Here is an 18,812-nt window from a genome sequence, read left to right on the forward strand (position 1 = left end):
TTCTTACTCCTCGTCAGTCTTCGTCGGCGATCCAGCCCATGGTCCGCTCGACGGCCTTGAGCCAGCTCTTGTACTCACGGTCGCGGGTCTCCGCGTCCATGCGGGGGGTCCACTCGGCGGCCCGCCGCCAGTTGGCGCGCAGGTCGTCGGTGCTCGTCCAGAAGCCGACGGCGAGGCCGGCGGCGTAGGCGGCGCCGAGGCAGGTCGTCTCGGCGACCATCGGACGCACCACCGGCGCGTCCAGGAAGTCCGAAAGGGTCTGCATCAGCAGGTTGTTGGAGGTCATGCCGCCGTCGACCTTGAGGGCCGCCAGCTCGACGCCGGAGTCCTTGGTCATGGCGTCGCTGATCTCGCGGGTCTGCCAGGCGGTCGCCTCCAGGACGGCGCGCGCGAGGTGCGCCTTGGTGACGTACCGGGTGAGGCCGGCGATGACACCGCGGGCGTCCGGGCGCCAGTAGGGGGCGAACAGTCCGGAGAAGGCCGGCACGAAGTACGCGCCGCCGTTGTCCTCGACCGACAGCGCGAGCGTCTCGATCTCGGCGGCGGTGGAGATCAGGCCCATCTGGTCGCGCATCCACTGCACCAGCGAGCCGGTGACGGCGATGGAGCCTTCCAGGGCGTACACCGGCTTGTTCTCGCCGATGCGGTAACCCACGGTCGTCAGCAGGCCCGAGTACGAGTTGATGATCTTGTCACCGGTGTTCATCAGCATGAAGGTGCCGGTGCCGTACGTCGACTTGGCCTCGCCCTCCGCGAAACAGGTCTGGCCGAACAGGGCCGCCTGCTGGTCGCCGAGCGCGGAGGCGACCGGAATGCCGCCGAGCAGGTCGCCCAGCTTGCCGCCGGTGATCTCGCCGTAGACCTCGGCCGAGGAGCGGATCTCCGGGAGCATCGCCAGCGGCACGCCGATGGACTCGGCGATCTTCGGGTCCCACTCCAGGGTGTGCAGGTTCATCAGCATGGTGCGCGAGGCGTTGGTGACGTCGGTGACGTGCCGCCCGCCGTTGACGCCGCCGGTCAGGTTCCAGATGACCCAGCTGTCCATGGTGCCGAACAGGATGTCCCCGGCCTCGGCGCGCTCGCGCAGGCCCTCGACGTTGTCGAGCAGCCAGCGGGCCTTCGGGCCGGCGAAGTACGAGGCCAGCGGCAGGCCCGTCTCGCGGCGGAAGCGGTCCTGGCCGACGTTGCGGCCCAGCTCGCGGCAGAGGGCGTCGGTGCGGGTGTCCTGCCAGACGATGGCGTTGTGGACGGGCTCACCGGTGTTCCTGTCCCAGAGGAGAGTGGTCTCGCGCTGGTTGGTGATGCCGATGGCCTTGATGTCGTCGCGGGTGATGCCGGCCTTCGCGATGGCGGAGGCGACGACCTCCTCGACGTTGGTCCAGATCTCGGTCGCGTCGTGCTCGACCCAGCCCGGCTTGGGGAAGATCTGCTCGTGCTCCTTCTGGTCGACGGAGACGATCCGGCCGTCGCGGTCGAAGACGATGCAGCGCGAGGAGGTGGTGCCCTGGTCGATCGCGGCGATGAACGGGCCGGCGGTGTGGGCGTCGGTCACAGTGTGCTCCCGGAGGTTCCGTGGTTGAGGGGCTGTACGTACGGCGCGTGCTCGGTGTGCAGGGTGAAACTCATGTTCACGAGCTGTGTCCTAAGCGAATGCGACGTTGTATATGCCTGCCGCGATCGCTCCGCCGATCAGCGGACCGACCACCGGTATCCAGGCGTAGCCCCAGTCGGAGCCGCCCTTGTTGGGCAGGGGCAGGAGGGCGTGCACGATGCGCGGGCCCAGGTCACGGGCCGGGTTGATCGCGTAGCCGGTCGGGCCGCCGAGGGAGAGGCCGATCGAGACGACCACCAGCGCGGTGATGAGCGCGCCCAGGTTGCCGAGACCGTTGCCCTTGTCGTTCAGGCCCTGCGTGAGGACGGCGAGCACCAGCACGACGGTGCCGATGATCTCCGTGGCGAGGTTCTGCACCGCGTTGCGGATCTCCGGGCCGGTGGAGAAGACGCCGAGCACCGGGCCGGCGCCCTTCTCCTGGGCCTCCACGGCCTTGGCCGCCGTGGCCTGCGCGCCCGGACCGCCGACGATCTCCCGGTCGGTGAGGTGCGCGTGGAACTGGCCGTAGTAGGCGACCCACACCAGGGCCGCGCCGACGGCGGCGCCGACCAGCTGGCCGGCCCAGTAGACCGGGACGTTCTTCCAGTCGCCGTCCTTGATGGCGAGCGCGAGGGTCACGGCCGGGTTCAGGTGTGCACCCGACAGCGGCGCCGAGGTGTAGACCGCGGTGAGAACGGCGAAACCCCACCCGAAGGTGATGGCGAGCCAGCCGGCGTTTCGGGCCTTGGAGGCCTTCAGCGTGACGGCGGCGCAGACGCCGCCGCCGAGCAGGATGAGTATGGCGGTACCGATGGTCTCGCCGATGAAGATGTCGGAGCTGGACACCCGCGACTCCTTTGTCCTTCGTCCAGGGGACCGAACCCCGGGTCCCTCCGGGAGTTCGAGCTGCCCTCGGGGTGAGAGCGATGCCGGCCCTTGGCGTTGTCACACTCTAACGCGTATTGCCGGTAGGTGTTCGACAATGCCGACCGATGGACGGGAGTCTCGCCCCGGCGTTACGGGTGCGTCAAGAGTTCTGTTATCGAAAGCACGATCGTTATTGATCGCCGTCACCTATCGAACGGCGCGGCCGGGTCCCGCGTGCGGAAGCGGTCGTCCAGCACCTGAATGTGCATGCCACCCGAGGGGACGACCGCGGGGGCGTACGCGTGCGACGGCAGCCGCGAGAGCGTGCACGGCCGGGCCCTCGCCGGCGTGGCCGGAGACGACCACGCTCGCTCCGTCGATCCCTCTCGTCGGCCTCGTCGGCCTCGTCGGCCGCGCCGGTCCCGGTCTCGTCGGCCTCGTCCGGCGCCCACCGCGGGCGGCCGTGGGAACGCCGGAGGCCGGAACGCCGTCCCGACGTCCCGGCGCGCTCGCGCGCGGCTCTCAGAACCGCCCGGCGCCCAGGTCCCGCGAGACCGCGCGGGCGCAGTCGCGCACGGCCGCGATCAGCTCCGGCCGCACCTCGCCGTCCCGGCACACGCGCTCCACCGCGCCGGTGATGTCGACGGCCCCCACCGGCATGCGCCGACGGTCGTGGATGGGCGCCGCGATGGAGGCCACGCCCTCCCAGGTCTCCTCGACGTCCGCCGCGTAGCCACGCGCGCGCGTGAGGTCGAGGAGGTGCTCGAACTCCTCCAGCTCGCACACCGTGCGTTCCGTGAACGGCTTGCGGTCGGCCTCCATGGCCTCGCTGTGCGCGACCGGGTCGTACGCCGACAGCACCTTGCCCAAGGCGGTGGAGTGCAGCGGCTGCATGGCCCCGATCTCCAGGACCTGCCGGCTGTCGTCGGGCCGGAAGACGTGGTGCACGATCAGCACGCCCTGCTGGTGCAGCACGCCCAGGTGGACGCTCTCGCCGCTGGAGCGGGCCAGGTCGTCCGTCCACACCAGGGCACGCGCGCGCAGCTCGTGCACGTCCAGATAGGTGGTGCCCAGGCGCAGCAGCTCGGCGCCCAGCTGGTAGCGGCCGGAGGCGTCGTCCTGTTCGACGAACCCCTCCTGCTGGAGGGTGCGCAGGATGCCGTGGGCGGTGCCCTTGGCCAGGCCCAGGGCCGAGGCGATGTCCGACAGGCCCAGCCGCCGCTCGCCGCCCCCGAGCAGCCGCAGCATCGCGGCCGCCCGTTCGAGCGACTGGATGTTCCGTGCCATCGCCGTTCCGCCTCCGTCCCCTTGGACCGTCGACGCGCAGCCCCTGCTGCCGTCGTTCGGCATTGTCGAACACTACCGGTCCATGCCGACGTCCCGCTAACGGTCGGGCGATTCCTGTTACGCCCCGCTTCCCCCGCGGCCGACAGGGGGACATCGAGGTCCGTCCCGTGGACGCCCTGACCATAAGCCCCCGGTCCCCGCTACCCTGGCGGCGAGCGCCCTCCACGGGAAGCTCCACGGCCGGTCCCGCGGGACGGTCCGGGAGCGACCGCGGGCGCCGTGAAGCCGACAGCCGTCGCACCCGAGGGAGCCCATACATGGCCTCTGTGCCGCCGACCCCTTCCGCCGACAGCCGGACCCGTGTGTCCGAGCTACGCGACGCCCTCACCACCCGAGTGGTGGTGGCCGACGGAGCGATGGGCACGATGCTCCAGGCCCAGGACCCCACCCTGGAGGACTTCCAGGACCTCGAGGGCTGCAACGAGATCCTCAACGTCACCCGGCCCGACATCGTGCGTTCGGTGCACGAGGAGTACTTCGCCGCCGGAGTGGACTGCGTCGAGACGAACACCTTCGGCGCGAACTTCGCCGCCATGGCCGAGTACGACATCCCGGAACGGGTCCACGAACTGTCCGAGGCGGGCGCCCGCATCGCCCGCGAGACGGCGGACTCCTTCGCGGCCCGCGACGGCCGCACCCGCTGGGTGCTCGGCTCGATGGGCCCCGGCACCAAGCTGCCCACCCTCGGACACGTCGCCTACGGCACCCTGCGCGACGCCTACCAGCAGAACGCCGAGGGCCTCCTCGCCGGCGGCGCCGACGCGCTGATCGTCGAGACCACCCAGGACCTGCTCCAGACCAAGGCCGCCGTGCTCGGCGCCCAGCGCGCCCGCCGCAACGCCGGCCTGGACGTGCCGCTGATCGTCTCCGTCACCGTCGAGACCACCGGCACCATGCTCCTCGGCTCCGAGATCGGCGCCGCCCTGACGGCCCTGGAGCCGCTCGGCATCGACATGATCGGCATGAACTGCGCCACCGGCCCCGCTGAGATGAGCGAGCACCTGCGCTACCTGGCCCGCAACGCCCGCATCCCGCTGGCGTGCATGCCGAACGCGGGCCTGCCGGTGCTCGGCAAGGACGGCGCCAGCTACCCGCTGACCGCCCCCGAACTGGCGGACGCCCAGGAGAACTTCGTCCGCGACTACGGCCTCTCCCTGATCGGCGGCTGCTGCGGCACCACCCCCGAACACCTGCGCCAGGTCGTCGAGCGCGTCCGCGGCCTCTCCCCGACCGCCCGTGACCCGCGCCCCGAGGCGGGCGCCGCCTCGCTCTACCAGAACGTGCCGTTCCGCCAGGACACCGCGTACATGGCGATCGGTGAGCGGACCAACGCCAACGGCTCCAAGAAGTTCCGCGAGGCCATGCTCGAGGGCCGCTGGGACGACTGTGTGGAGATCGCCCGCGAGCAGATCCGCGAAGGCGCCCACATGCTCGACCTGTGCGTGGACTACGTCGGCCGCGACGGTGTCGCCGACATGGAGGAACTCGCCGGCCGCTTCGCCACCGCCTCCACCCTGCCGATCGTCCTGGACTCCACCGAGGTCGAGGTCCTGCGGGCCGGGCTGGAGAAGCTCGGCGGCCGCGCCGTCATCAACTCCGTCAACTACGAGGACGGCGACGGCCCCGAGTCCCGCTTCGCCAAGGTCACCCGGCTGGCCCAGGAGCACGGTGCCGCGCTGATCGCCCTCACCATCGACGAGGAGGGCCAGGCCCGCACCCCGGAGCACAAGGTCGCGATCGCCGAGCGGCTGATCGCCGACCTCACCGGGAACTGGGGCATCCGCGAGGAGGACATCCTCATCGACACCCTGACCTTCACCATCTGCACCGGTCAGGAGGAGTCCCGCAAGGACGGCATCGCCACCATCGAGGCGATCCGCGAGCTGAAGCGCCGTCACCCGGACGTCCAGACCACGCTGGGCCTGTCGAACATCTCCTTCGGCCTCAACCCGGCCGCGCGCGTCCTGCTCAACTCGGTCTTCCTCGACGAGTGCGTCAAGGCGGGCCTGGACTCGGCCATCGTCCACGCGTCGAAGATCCTCCCCATCGCCCGCTTCACCGAGGAGGAGGTCGGCACGGCCCTCGACCTCGTCTACGACCGCCGCAGCGAGGGCTACGACCCCCTCCAGAAGCTCATGGCCCTGTTCGAGGGCGCCACCACCAAGTCCCTCAAGGCCGGCCGCGCCGAGGAACTGGCCGCCCTGCCCCTGGACGAGCGCCTCAAGCGCCGGATCATCGACGGCGAGAAGAACGGCCTGGAGGCCGACCTGGACGCGGCCCTCCAGGCCCGCCCCGCCCTGGCGATCGTCAACGAGACGCTCCTGGACGGCATGAAGGTCGTCGGCGAACTGTTCGGCTCCGGCCAGATGCAGCTCCCGTTCGTCCTGCAGTCCGCCGAGGTCATGAAGACCGCGGTCGCCTACCTCGAACCCCACATGGAGAAGGTCGAGGGCGAGGAGGGCAAAGGCACCATCGTGCTGGCCACCGTCCGCGGCGACGTCCACGACATCGGCAAGAACCTCGTCGACATCATCCTGACCAACAACGGCTACAACGTCGTCAACCTCGGCATCAAGCAGCCGGTCTCCGCGATCCTCGAGGCCGCCGAGGAGCACCGCGCCGACGTCATCGGCATGTCCGGTCTCCTGGTCAAGTCCACGGTGATCATGAAGGAGAACCTCCAGGAGCTGAACCAGCGCGGCCTGGCGGCGGACTACCCGGTCATCCTCGGCGGCGCCGCCCTCACCCGCGCCTACGTCGAGCAGGACCTGCACGAGGTGTACGAGGGCGAGGTCCGCTACGCCCGTGACGCCTTCGAGGGCCTGCGCCTGATGGACGCCCTCATCGGCGTCAAGCGGGGCGTGCCCGGCGCGGCACTGCCCGAGCTGAGGCAGCGCCGGGTCCGCCCGAGCGCGACCGCCGTCGAGGTCGAGGAGCGCCCCGAGGAGGGGCACGTGCGCTCCGACGTCGCCACCGACAACCCCGTGCCGACGCCGCCGTTCTGGGACACCCGCGTCATCAAGGGCATCCAGCTGAAGGAGTACGCCTCCTGGCTGGACGAGGGCGCCCTCTTCAAGGGCCAGTGGGGCCTCAAGCAGGCCCGCACCGGCGACGGCCCGACGTACGAGGAGCTGGTGGAGACCGAGGGCCGGCCCCGGCTGCGCGGGCTGCTGGACCGGCTCCAGACCGACAACCTGCTCGAAGCCGCCGTCGTCTACGGCTACTTCCCCTGTGTGTCCAAGGACGACGACCTGATCATCCTGGACGAGCAGGGCAACGAGCGGACCCGCTTCACCTTCCCCCGCCAGCGACGCGGCCGCCGGCTCTGCCTGGCCGACTTCTTCCGCCCGGAGGAGTCGGGGGAGACCGACGTGGTCGGCCTCCAGGTCGTCACCGTCGGCTCGCGCGTCGGCGAGGAGACCGCCAAGCTCTTCGAGGCCAACGCCTACCGCGACTACCTCGAACTGCACGGCCTGTCCGTCCAGTTGGCCGAGGCCCTCGCCGAGTACTGGCACGCGCGCGTGCGCTCGGAACTGGGATTCGCCGGCGAGGACCCGGCCGACGTCGAGGAGATGTTCGCCCTGAAGTACCGCGGCGCCCGCTTCTCCCTCGGCTACGGCGCCTGCCCCGACCTGGAGGACCGCGCCAAGATCGCCGACCTGCTGCGGCCCGAGCGGATCGGCGTCCACCTCTCCGAGGAGTTCCAGCTGCACCCCGAGCAGTCCACGGACGCCATCCTGATCCACCACCCGGAGGCGAAGTACTTCAACGCGCGGTGAGGCCCCGCCCGCGGTGCGGGGCGCCTCATCGGGCACATTGATCGGACACGTCGTACACTGGTCGGTCCACTGCAGGCCGGTTCCCCCTCGGGAACCGGCCTGCTCTTCCCCCAAGGAGGTACGTGGATGACCAGTACGGTCCCCGCGCCAGGAACCCGCACGGCCGAAGGCTCGGCCCTTCAGGCGGTGCTCCTCGACATGGACGGCACCCTCGTGGACACCGAGGGCTTCTGGTGGGACGTCGAGGCCGAGGTCTTCGCCCGGCTCGGCCACACCCTCGACGACTCCTGGCGCCATGTCGTGGTCGGCGGCCCCATGAGCCGCAGCGCCGGGTTCCTGATCGAGGCGACCGGCGCCGACATCACCCTGGACGAACTCAGCGTCCTGCTCAACGAGGGGTTCGAGGAGCGCATCGGCCGCGGCCTGCCCCTGATGCCGGGAGCCGCCCGGCTGCTGACGGAGCTGTCGGCGCACCGGATCCCGACGGCCCTGGTCTCCGCCTCGCACCGCCGCATCATCGACCGCGTCCTGACCTCGCTGGGCCGCCGCCACTTCGCGCTGACGGTGGCCGGCGACGAGGTGTCGCGCACCAAGCCGCACCCCGACCCCTACCTGTTCGCCGCCGCCGGCCTGGGCGTGGATCCGGCCAGGTGCGCCGTCGTCGAGGACACCGCGACCGGAGTCGCCGCGGCCGAGGCGGCGGGCTGCCATGTCGTCGCCGTGCCCTCCGTGGCCCCCATCGCCCCGGCCCCTCGGAGGACCGTCGTGTCCTCGCTGGAAGAGGTCGACCTGACATTCCTGCGCGGTCTGATGCCGCTCGAATGATCGCCACGGAGATCAGGCGTGACGGTCCGATGACGGAAATGCGGTAGCCGTTCACCCAGCGTGCACCGCCGATAGCAAGAGAATTCGACGCGTGCGCGCAGGGTGAATTCACGCCGTCGCAGACGGCCGAATTCCGCTCCGCGCGCCCCTGGTCGAATCTGTGACCTTCGCCACGCCGAAGGGGCTCGACAGGTGCCGCGCCCTGTGCAGTTCCCCCCCGTTCGGGGGGTGTGGGCGCGTCCTTGTGTCCCGATTCATGGGACGCTGCGACGAATCATTCCGCCATCGGGTTTTCGGTGCGTCCGCGCCCGGTTTCGCTGCGTGATGGGCTTTCAACTCCGGTGGCTGCGAACCCTCGTGCAAGCGCGGACTAATCTCATCGCGAGAACATCGAACTTACCCCCGTGATCGGCCGCGACACCCCTGCATGCCGGGTACACGGACCTGACAGCTCTGGAGAAACTCGAGCATGAACCGCAAGACTTTGGTGCTGCCGGCCGTGGCAGGTCTGCTCGCGCCCGTGCTCGCCGCCTGTGGCGGGTCCGACAGCGGCAGCGGCAGCGGCGACGCCATCGTCGTGGGCACCACCGACCGGTTCACCGCCACCAAGGACGCCCCGGCGCCCCTCGACCCGGCGTACGCCTACGACGTCGGCAGCTGGAACATCCTGCGCCAGACCGTGCAGACCCTGATGATCCAGCCCAAGGGGGAGGGCGACCCCGTCCCGGAGGCGGCCGAGAGCTGCGGCTTCACCGACACCGGCAACGAGCGCTACGCCTGCAAGCTCCGCAAGGGCCTTCAGTTCGCCAACGGCGACGCCATCACCGCCGAGGACGTCAAGTTCTCCATCGACCGGGCCCGCGCCATCAAGGCCGACTCCGGCGTCTTCGCCCTGCTGTCGACGATCGACACGGTCGAGGCGAAGGGCGACGACGAAGTCGTCTTCCACCTCAACACCGCCGACGCCACCTTCCCCTTCAAGCTGTCGACCCCGGTCGCCGGCATCGTCAACCCCGACGACTACGAGAAGGGCAAGCTGCGCGACGGCTTCGCGGTCGACGGCTCCGGCCCGTACACCTTCGAGGCCAAGACCGACGGCGACGAGATGACCCGGGCCGTCTTCACCAAGAACCCCGACTACAAGGGGGCCCTCGAGGTGAAGAACGACAAGGTCGAGATGGTCTCCTACGCGGACGCCGACGAGATGGGCACCGCCATCGACAAGGGCGACATCGACGTGATGACCCGCACCATGTCGCCCGAGCAGATCCAGAAGCTCTCCGAGGGCTCCACCGACGACGGCGTCGACATCGTCGAGCTGGCCGGCCTCGAGATCCGCTACCTCGCCTTCAACACCACCGCCTCGTCGGTGAAGGACAAGGCGGTCCGTCAGGCGATGGCCCAGATCGTCAACCGCGGCGAACTCGTCACCGACGTGTACGGCTCCCAGGCCGAGCCGCTCTACTCGCTCGTCCCGGCCTCCGTCACCGGCCACTCCAACTCCTTCTTCAACAAGTACGGCGACGCCAACGTCGGCAAGGCCAAGAACCTGCTGTCCAAGGCCGACATCACCACCCCGGTGAAGCTGACGCTGCACTACACGACCGACCACTACGGCCCGGCCACGAAGAAGGAGTTCGAGCTGCTCCAGAAGCAGCTCAACAACAGCGGCCTGTTCGACGTCTCCATCGAGGGCACCGCCTGGGACGCCTTCGTCCCGGCCGAGCGCAAGGGCCAGTACGACGTCTGGGGCATGGGCTGGTTCCCCGACTTCGCCGACGGCGACAGCTACATCGCGCCGTTCCTCGACAAGGACAACTTCCTCAAGTCGCCGTACCAGAACCGCGAGATCATCGACAAGCTGATCCCCGAGTCCCGCCGCGAGGCCGACCGCCTGTCCGCGGGCAAGACGCTGACGGAGATTCAGGACATCGTCGCCGAGGACGTCCCGGTGCTGCCGCTGTGGCAGGGCAAGCAGTACGTCGCCTCCCGTGACGACGTCACGGGCACGGCCTACGTGCTGAACTCCTCCGCCACCCTCCAGCTGTGGGAGCTGTCCCGCGGCGTCAGCGGCTGACGCACCCCGCCTCCCGGGGCCGTGGACGACGGCCCCGGAGCACGGGAACGACGACGAGGCACCCGCACGCGAGGACGCGCAACCAGTGGCCGGTCCCGCCCGTCGTGGCGGGGCCGGCCTCCGGCCTGTCCGGTGGCGCGGCCGTAGCGCGAGGGGGGCGACCAGAGGGTGCGCGCCACCCTGCCGGTGACGCCCTCCTCCACAAGCGCGGCGGCGGCCTCGGTCCGGGAGGGGCAGGCGCCGTAGCGGTCGAAGAAGGCGGTGTCGTGGCCGGCGGCACCGGCCGGGACGACGCCTCCGCCGTCTTCCGCTTCCGGGAGCTGGGCAAGGGCTGACGGGCCCGCACGAACGCGGAGGGCGCCCCCTGTCAGGAAGGGGCGCCCTCCGTTCCGTACCGGCCGCGTCCGGCGGTGCGGCTACTGCGCTCCGGGACGCACCAGACCACTCTCGTAGGCGTACACCGCGGCCTGCACCCGGTCGCGCAGGCCCAGCTTGGTCAGCACATGCCCGACATGGGTCTTCACCGTCGTCTCGCTGACGAACAGGTCGGCGGCGATCTCCGCGTTCGACAGGCCCCGCGCCACCAGCTTCAGCACCTCCACCTCACGGTCGGTGAGCGTGTGCAGGGTGTCCGGCACCGGCTCGTCACCCGAGGGCAGATGCGTGGCGTACTTGTCGAGCAGCCGCCGGGTGATGCTCGGCGCGAGCATCGCCTCACCGGCGGCCACCACCCGGATCGCCTGCAACAGCTCGTCGGCGGGCGCGTCCTTGAGTAGGAACCCGCTGGCCCCGGCGCGCAACGCCTCCACCACGTACTCGTCGAGGTCGAACGTCGTCAGTACCAGCACCTTCGCCGGACCGTCCCGGCCCGGCCCGGTGATCTGCCGCGTCGCCTCCACCCCGTCCATGCGGGGCATACGGATGTCCATCAGCACCACATCGGGCTGAAGGGCCCGCACCTGGTCCAGGGCCTGCAGGCCGTCGCCGGCCTCACCGACCACCGCGATGTCCTGCTCCGCCTCCAGAATCATCCGGAAGCCGGTACGCAGCAGCGGCTGGTCGTCGACCAGTAGGACACGGATGGCCACGTAAGTCTCCTTCGGTAGTCCGGCCCCATTCTGCCCTGCGCGACCGCGCCGGACTCGGCCGCCCTCACCGAGGGCCTACGCGGGAGCCGTCCCCTCACCCGCCGGCGAAGGCGCCCCGGCGGACCGCACCGGCAGCGGATACGGCGGGGGAGTGCCGCCGAACTCCGGGCAGTGCGCCCGATGGTCGCACCAGCCGCACAGCTTCGTCGGACGCGGACGCCAGTCGCCCGTCTCCGTCGCCAGCCGGATCGCCTCCCACAACGCGAGCAGCTTGCGCTCGACCCGCTCCAGATCCGCGAGGACCGGGTCGTACGTCAGCACGTCACCGCTGCCCAGGTAGACCAGCTGCAACCGCCGCGGGATCACGTGCTTCAACCGCCAGACGACGAGCGCGTAGAACTTCATCTGGAACAGCGCGCCCTCGGCGTACTCGGGCCGGGGCGCCTTGCCCGTCTTGTAGTCGACGATCCGCACCTCGCCGGTGGGCGCCACGTCGACCCGGTCGATGATCCCGCGCAGCCTCAGCCCCGACTCCAGCTCCGTCTCCACGAACAGCTCCCGCTCGGCGGGCTCCAGGCGCGTCGGATCCTCCAGCGTGAACCACCGCTCGACCAGCTGCTCGGCCTCGGCCAGCCAGCCGGCCAGCCGCTCGCCCTCGGGATCGTCGGCGAACAGCTCCACCACCTCCGGCCGGGACTCGCGCAACCGGTCCCACTGGCCGGGGACCAGCGACCTGGCCCGCGGCGCGGTCCGCTCGGCGGCCGGCGCGTCGAAGAGACGCTCCAGCACCGCGTGCACCAGCGTGCCCCTGGTGGCCGCCGCGCTGGGCTTCTCCGGCAGCCGGTCGATCACCCGGAACCGGTACAGCAGCGGACACTGCATGAAGTCGCCGGCCCGCGAGGGCGACAGCGAGGCGGGCGCCGTCGCGGTGACGGCCTTCTCACCGGCGGCCTCCCCGGCCACCACGAGCGTCTTCTCGACCGCCACCCGTGGCGGGCTCCCCACGCCGTCCTCGGCGCCGGACCGGGCGACACCCTCGCTGCTGCTCTCCATGCCCACAGACCTTACGGCCCGCCACCGACAGCGGCCCCGCCCCGCCCGGGACGGGGCCGACCACCGTGAAAACACAGAGGGTGCCGGGGCGGAACGCGTCCCGACGGACGCATACCATCGGTGCAGACCCTCCCGCCCGGCAGGAGCGGGAGTTGCAACGAACGAGGGGACACCGTGGTGGAAAGCGGCGGGAGCGGGCGGCCGCGGCCGGACAGCGAAGAGTCGGTCGAGCACCACGCGACACCTGCGCCCCCGTCCGCCGCCGAGGAGACCCCGCCCGAGGTCCCCGACACCTCCGCGCACCAGCGGGACGATCCCTCGAACACGACGGCCGACCAGGCGGTGCACGACACGGTCGGCGAACCGGTCAGCCGGCCCGACGGCGAGACGGCGGAGGACACCGCGCAGAGCAACGAACGGCAGGACACCGAGCGCCAGCGGACGGAAGGGGCCGCCGGGACGGAACCGGGGAGCGCCCCGGACACGCCGGGCCACCGGACCCCGGACGCCGCCGACCTCCACCCCGACCGCCCCCACGCCCACACCACCCCCGCCCTCGGCGACGCCCCCACCCCCGCCAAGGGCCGCCGCCGCCCCCCACGCCCCCCGGAGTCCCGCGGCGGCCTGCTGATGGGGCGCCCCTTCGGCGTACCCGTCTACGTGGCCCCCAGCTGGTTCCTGGTCGCCGCGCTGATCACCTGGGTCTTCGGCGGCCAGCTCGACCGCGTGCTGCCCGAGCTGGGCGCCGCCCGCTACCTCGTCGCCCTCTTCTTCGCCGTCGCCTTCTACGCGTCCGTCCTCGTCCACGAGCTGGCGCACACCATCGTCGCCCTGCGCTTCAAGCTCCCGGTCCGCCGCATCCAGCTCCAGTTCTTCGGCGGCGTCTCCGAGATCGAGAAAGAGGCCGAGACCCCCGGCCGCGAGTTCCTGCTGGCCTTCGTCGGCCCGCTGCTCTCGCTGGTCCTGGCCGGACTCTTCTACCTCGCCATGCAGCCCGTGGAGCCCGGCACCGTCCCCGGTGTCCTGCTGGCCGGGCTGATGGTCTCCAACCTCATCGTCGCGGTCTTCAACCTCCTGCCCGGCCTCCCGCTCGACGGCGGCCGCATGCTCCGCGCCGTCGTCTGGAAGCTCACCGGCAGGCCCATGACCGGCACCGTCGCCGCCGCCTGGGTCGGCCGCGCCCTCGCCGTCTCCGTCCTCATCGGCCTGCCGCTGCTCACCCAGTCCGGGGCGCTCGGCTCCCAGGCCGAGGACAGCGTCGGCATGGACACCGTCCTGGACGCCCTGCTCGCCGCCATCCTCGCCGCGATCATCTGGACCGGTGCCGGCAACAGCCTGCGCATGGCCCGCCTGCGCGAGCACCTCCCCGAACTGCGCGCCCGCAACCTCACCCGCCGCGCCGTCCCCGTCGAGACGAACACCCCGCTCTCCGAAGCGCTCCGCCGCGCCAACGACGCGGGCGCCCGCGCGCTGGTCGTCGTGGACGCCCACGGCGAACCCCTCTCCCTGGTCCGCGAGGCCGCCATCGTCGGCGTACCCGAACACCGCCGCCCCTGGGTCGCGGTCAGCGGCCTCGCCCAGGACCTCACCGACGGCATGCGGGTCTCCGCGGAACTCGCCGGCGAGGACCTCCTGGACGCCCTGCGCGCCACCCCCGCCACCGAGTACCTGGTGGTCGAGGAGACCGGCGAGATCTACGGCGTCCTCTCCGCGGCCGACGTGGAGCGCGCCTTCGTGAAGGCCATGGCCAGGCCCTCCTAGCGGTCGGCCCCGGTGGTCGGCGCCCCACCCAAACCCCGGTAGGCTGGTCACATGTCCGAACCGACCGGTGCCGCCCGCAGGCGCGGGCCCTTCAAGGTCGGGGACCAGGTTCAGCTGACCGACCCCAAGGGCCGCCACTACACGTTCACGCTCGAGGCCGGGAAGAATTTCCACACCCACAAGGGTTCCTTCCCGCACGACGAACTGATCGGTGCTCCCGAGGGCAGCGTTGTCCGCACCACCGGGAACGTCGCCTACCTCGCGCTGCGCCCCCTGCTCCCCGACTACGTCCTGTCCATGCCCCGCGGCGCCGCCGTGGTCTACCCCAAGGACGCGGGGCAGATCCTCGCCTTCGCCGACATCTTCCCCGGCGCGCGCGTCGTGGAGGCCGGCGTCGGCTCCGGCTCGCTCAGCAGCTTCCTGCTGCGCGCCATCGGCGACCAGGGCATGCTGCACAGCTACGAGCGCCGCGAGGACTTCGCGGAGATCGCCCAGCAGAACGTGGAGCGCTACTTCGGCGGCCCGCACCCCGCGTGGCAGCTCACCGTCGGCGACCTCCAGGACAACCTGAGCGACACCGACGTGGACCGCGTCATCCTCGACATGCTCGCCCCCTGGGAGTGCCTGGAGGCCGTCTCCAAGGCGCTCGTCCCCGGCGGCATCCTCTGCTGCTACGTGGCGACCACCACCCAGCTCGCGCGCACCGTCGAGTCCATCCGCGAGATCGGCTCCTTCAACGAGCCGACCGCCTGGGAGACGATGCTCCGCAACTGGCACGTCGAGGGCCTGGCCGTCCGCCCCGACCACCGGATGATCGGACACACCGGCTTCCTCCTCACCGCCCGCCGCCTGGCCGACGGCGTCGAGCCGCCCATGCGCCGCCGCCGCCCCGCCAAGGGCGCCTACGGCGAGGACTACACCGGCCCCAACGCCGACGGGGGCACCCGCTAGAGCCTCCGCGGGTCCCACCCCGGCGGCTCCGTGCCGCATGAACGAACCGACGCCGTGGCCGAGTTCCCCTGACACCCGGGGAACTCGGCCACGGCGTCGTCACGTTGGATGGCGGGATGGCGGGATGGCGGGATGGCGGGACGGCGGTGACGGCGGTGACGGGATGGCGGATGCCCGATGGCCGGATGCCGGGTCCCGGACGGCGGGCGCGGCTCCGGGCCGCTGTTCGGCATCCCGGACCCCGCTGTTCCCCCGCACTGTGACGTATGGCACGATGCAGCCACCCCACCGGCACAGCCCTCACAGGAGACGCTCCTCGTGCAGCAATCCGCCGTCCCGGAACTGGCACACACCCACACCAGGCCGATCCACTGGATCGCGACGGCCACCGCCGTGGCGTGTGTCGTGGCCCTCTCCTCGGTGTTCCAGCCCGGCCCCGCGACCGCCGCCCAGGCCGGCCCGCCCCCCGCACCGCCCGCGCCGGTGACCGCGGCCGCCCCGGCCACCACGGACGTCGACTTCCCGATCGAGTGCGGTCCGGTGAAGGCCCTCGTGCTGAAGAAGGCCTCCGGGGACCTCGACGGCGACGGCAGGCCGGAAACCGTCGCCGTCGTCCACTGCGACGCCCCCATGGGTACCCCGCCCGACGGCGTCTACGTCCTCACCCGGGCCGCCGGCACGACCGCTCCGCGGGTCGTGGCCACGCTCGTCGACCCCAAGGACCGCCGTACCGTCACCGCCCTGTCGGTCCACGACGGCACGGTCCTCGCCGACTACCTCGGCTACTCCTCGGCCGACGTACCCAGTTGCTGCCCCGACGTGAAGGAGAGCGCCGAGTGGCAGTGGAAGGACCAGGCCTTCGTCCGCTCGGCGCAGGCCGGTGCCCACAGCGTCTGAACCCGGGCCGCGGAAGGCTGTGAGAAATCAGACAGCCGGCACTCGGTGTCCCTACCGCCTCACTCGGCGTCCGGACCGTAGACCTCGACCCCGTCCGAGACCCGCCGCACATGGATGCAGTCACCCGGGCACTCCCGCGCCGAATCGACCACGTCCGTCAGGAGCGGCAGCGGAACCGGCGTCGTGGCGCCCTTGTCCTGGAGAAGCTCCTCATCAGGCGTCTTGACGTACGCCAGACCGTCGATGTCCAGCTCGAACACCTCCGGCGCGTACTGCGCGCAGATGCCGTCGCCGGTACAGAGATCCTGATCGATCCAGACTTCCAGCGCCTCGCCGCCGACACCGGCTTCCTGCTGTACGCCCATATCTCCTGCCGTTTGTTCTGCCGAGCCGCGCGGGAACGATGCAGGCTCGAACGGGTGTTGAACACGTCGACCCTACCTCCGGCAGCTTTCCAATCATGTTCCGTGGGTATTCCCCTGGCGTGAGGGAGAGCGCAAGGGTGAAGATCGGACACACCCCGACAGTCTTTGTGATCTAGGGGTTTCAATCGACACCCACCCAGGTAGGGTCTGGAAGCGTCCAGCTCCCCTTGGAGGAGGTGAGGACCGTGGCAGCCCACGACGACGACATGAACCGCGGCATCCGCCCGGGACGAGGGTCCGACGACCCCGCCGGGCAGATTGCCTACCTTGAGCAGGAGATCGCCGTCCTGCGACGCAAGCTCGCCGACTCTCCGCGACACACGAGGATTCTCGAAGAGCGGATCGTCGAGCTGCAGACCAACCTGGCCGGCGTGTCCGCCCAGAACGAACGACTGGCCAACACGCTCCGTGAGGCCCGCGACCAGATCGTGGCCCTCAAGGAAGAGGTCGACCGGCTCGCACAGCCGCCGGCCGGCTTCGGTGTCTTCCTGCAGGCGAACGAGGACGGCACCGCCGACATCTTCACCGGGGGCCGCAAACTCCGGGTGAACGTCAGCCCCGGCGTCGAGCTGGAGGAACTGCGGCGCGGCCAGGAACTGATGCTCAACGAAGCACTCAACGTGGTCGAGGCCATGGAGTACGAGAGCGTCGGCGACATCGTCACCCTCAAGGAGATCCTCGAGGACGGCGAGCGCGCCCTGGTGGTGGGGCACACCGACGAGGAACGAGTGGTACGGCTCGCCGAGCCGCTGCTGGACGTCGTGATCCGGCCCGGCGACGCCCTGCTCCTCGAACCCCGCTCCGGCTACGTCTACGAGGTCGTGCCCAAGAGCGAGGTCGAGGAACTCGTCCTCGAAGAGGTCCCCGACATCGGCTACGAGCAGATCGGCGGTCTCGGCGGCCAGATCGAGGCCATCCGCGACGCGGTCGAGCTGCCGTACCTCTACCCGGACCTCTTCAAGGAGCACGAGCTGCGGCCCCCCAAGGGCGTACTGCTCTACGGGCCCCCCGGATGCGGCAAGACACTGATCGCCAAGGCCGTCGCCAACTCGCTCGCCAAGAAGGTCGCCGAGGTGACCGGACAGGCCACCGGCAAGAGCTTCTTCCTGAACATCAAGGGCCCCGAGCTGCTCAACAAGTACGTCGGCGAGACCGAGCGGCAGATCCGCCTGGTCTTCCAGCGCGCTCGGGAGAAGGCCAGCGAGGGCACCCCCGTCATCGTCTTCTTCGACGAGATGGAGTCCCTGTTCCGCACCCGCGGCTCCGGTGTCAGCTCGGACGTGGAGAACACCATCGTCCCCCAGCTGCTCGCCGAGATCGACGGCGTGGAGGGCCTCCAGAACGTGGTCGTGATCGGCGCCTCCAACCGTGAGGACATGATCGACCCGGCCATCCTGCGCCCCGGCCGGCTCGACGTGAAGATCAAGATCGAGCGTCCCGACGCGGAAGCGGCCAAGGACATCTTCGGCAAGTACCTCACCGAACGGCTGCCGCTCCACTCCGACGACCTCGGCGAACACAGCGGCGACCGCACCACCACCGTCCAGAGCATGATCCAGACGGCAGTGGAACACATGTACGCCGAATCCGACGAGAACCGCTTCCTGGAAGTCACCTACGCCAACGGCGACAAGGAAGTCCTCTACTTCAAGGACTTCAACTCCGGCGCCATGATCGAGAACATCGTGGGCCGGGCCAAGAAGATGGCGATCAAGGACTTCCTCGAGAAGAACCAGAAAGGCCTCCGCGTCTCCCATCTCCTCCAGGCCTGCGTGGACGAGTTCAAGGAGAACGAGGACCTGCCGAACACCACCAACCCCGACGACTGGGCCCGCATCTCCGGCAAGAAGGGCGAGCGGATCGTCTACATCCGCACCCTGATCACCGGAAAGCAGGGCTCCGACACCGGACGCTCCATCGACACGGTGGCGAACACCGGACAGTACCTGTAGAAGCAGGGCGGCTGCGGGTGCCCTTTCCGGGGTACCCGCAGCCGACTGTTTTTCGGGCCACGGCTGGAGCAGGCAATGACGCAAATGATCTCCCCACCAGCGCAGAGGCGTTCTAGGCTCTTGCGTACCGCCGGGCGCAGTGCGGGGACGGGCACCGCACACGCACCGGAGCACCCGCGGTACTTGAGCGGCGCCCACG

Annotated in this window: 13 protein-coding genes and 1 pseudogene; 7 read left to right on the forward strand and 7 right to left on the reverse strand. The window is 70.5% G+C overall.

The genetic code is table 11. The features are described 5' to 3' along the window. Positions 1–13: 13 nt before the first annotated feature. The 3 genes from glpK to ACFYO5_RS28495 all read right to left on the reverse strand — a co-directional run bounded on the left by glpK (position 14) and on the right by ACFYO5_RS28495 (position 3,745). Positions 14–1,552, reverse strand: a complete 1,539-nt coding sequence (gene glpK, locus ACFYO5_RS28485; RefSeq protein WP_356563377.1) for a glycerol kinase GlpK — start codon at positions 1,550–1,552, stop codon at positions 14–16. 90 nt (positions 1,553–1,642) lie between these two features. Beyond that, positions 1,643–2,437 (reverse strand): MIP/aquaporin family protein, encoded by a 795-nt coding sequence (locus ACFYO5_RS28490; RefSeq protein WP_356563376.1) that lies wholly within the window; start codon positions 2,435–2,437, stop codon positions 1,643–1,645. 543 nt (positions 2,438–2,980) lie between these two features. Further along, entirely contained in the window at positions 2,981–3,745 is a 765-nt protein-coding gene (locus ACFYO5_RS28495; protein ID WP_356563375.1) for an IclR family transcriptional regulator, read from the reverse strand. Between the two features lie 317 nt (positions 3,746–4,062). Here ACFYO5_RS28495 and metH point away from each other — a divergent pair, with 317 nt between their 5' ends. The 3 genes from metH (at position 4,063) to ACFYO5_RS28510 (ending at position 10,486) form a co-directional block, all read left to right on the forward strand. Beyond that, positions 4,063–7,584 carry a methionine synthase gene (gene metH, locus ACFYO5_RS28500; protein ID WP_388714031.1) on the forward strand — a complete coding sequence of 1,174 codons (3,522 nt, stop codon included), beginning with the start codon at positions 4,063–4,065 and terminating at the stop codon, positions 7,582–7,584. A 126-nt stretch (positions 7,585–7,710) separates the two neighbouring features. Beyond that, complete coding sequence (locus tag ACFYO5_RS28505; protein ID WP_388714034.1) at positions 7,711–8,409, forward strand: HAD family hydrolase; 699 nt, start codon at positions 7,711–7,713, stop codon at positions 8,407–8,409. Positions 8,410–8,878: 469 nt separating this feature from the next. After that, positions 8,879–10,486: an ABC transporter substrate-binding protein gene (locus tag ACFYO5_RS28510; RefSeq protein WP_388714037.1), complete on the forward strand. Its 1,608-nt coding sequence runs from the start codon at positions 8,879–8,881 to the stop codon at positions 10,484–10,486. Between the two features lie 125 nt (positions 10,487–10,611). On the opposite strand, the pseudogene ACFYO5_RS28515 reads toward ACFYO5_RS28510, so the two are convergent. From ACFYO5_RS28515 to ACFYO5_RS28525, 3 genes and pseudogenes are all read right to left on the reverse strand, one after another. Then, positions 10,612–10,779 (reverse strand): annotated as a pseudogene (locus ACFYO5_RS28515) (ABC transporter substrate-binding protein); the annotation flags it as partial. Positions 10,780–10,902: 123 nt separating this feature from the next. Beyond that, the gene (locus ACFYO5_RS28520; RefSeq protein WP_356563367.1) at positions 10,903–11,574 is read right to left on the reverse strand and encodes a response regulator transcription factor; all 672 of its coding nucleotides are present in this window, start codon (positions 11,572–11,574) and stop codon (positions 10,903–10,905) included. Between the two features lie 75 nt (positions 11,575–11,649). Further along, positions 11,650–12,627 (reverse strand): RecB family exonuclease, encoded by a 978-nt coding sequence (locus ACFYO5_RS28525; RefSeq protein ID WP_388714040.1) that lies wholly within the window; start codon positions 12,625–12,627, stop codon positions 11,650–11,652. Between the two features lie 174 nt (positions 12,628–12,801). Here ACFYO5_RS28525 and ACFYO5_RS28530 point away from each other — a divergent pair, with 174 nt between their 5' ends. The 3 genes from ACFYO5_RS28530 (at position 12,802) to ACFYO5_RS28540 (ending at position 16,236) form a co-directional block, all read left to right on the forward strand. Beyond that, positions 12,802–14,388, forward strand: a complete 1,587-nt coding sequence (locus ACFYO5_RS28530) for a site-2 protease family protein (protein WP_388714043.1) — start codon at positions 12,802–12,804, stop codon at positions 14,386–14,388. A gap of 51 nt (positions 14,389–14,439) precedes the next feature. After that, complete coding sequence (locus tag ACFYO5_RS28535; protein WP_356563363.1) at positions 14,440–15,339, forward strand: tRNA (adenine-N1)-methyltransferase; 900 nt, start codon at positions 14,440–14,442, stop codon at positions 15,337–15,339. 318 nt (positions 15,340–15,657) lie between these two features. Then, complete coding sequence (locus ACFYO5_RS28540) at positions 15,658–16,236, forward strand: hypothetical protein (protein WP_388714046.1); 579 nt, start codon at positions 15,658–15,660, stop codon at positions 16,234–16,236. Positions 16,237–16,295: 59 nt separating this feature from the next. Here the strand turns inward: ACFYO5_RS28540 and ACFYO5_RS28545 are convergent, their stop codons facing one another. Then, positions 16,296–16,601, reverse strand: coding sequence for a ferredoxin (locus tag ACFYO5_RS28545; protein WP_356563361.1), 306 nt, complete (start codon positions 16,599–16,601; stop codon positions 16,296–16,298). A gap of 245 nt (positions 16,602–16,846) precedes the next feature. Here ACFYO5_RS28545 and arc point away from each other — a divergent pair, with 245 nt between their 5' ends. After that, a complete protein-coding gene (gene arc / locus ACFYO5_RS28550; protein ID WP_356563359.1) occupies positions 16,847–18,613 on the forward strand; it encodes a proteasome ATPase in 1,767 nt (588 codons plus the stop codon). Positions 18,614–18,812: the final 199 nt, after the last annotated feature.

It is taken from the genome of Streptomyces sp. NPDC006259, assembly GCF_042870975.1.
Lineage (GTDB): Bacteria > Actinomycetota > Actinomycetes > Streptomycetales > Streptomycetaceae > Streptomyces.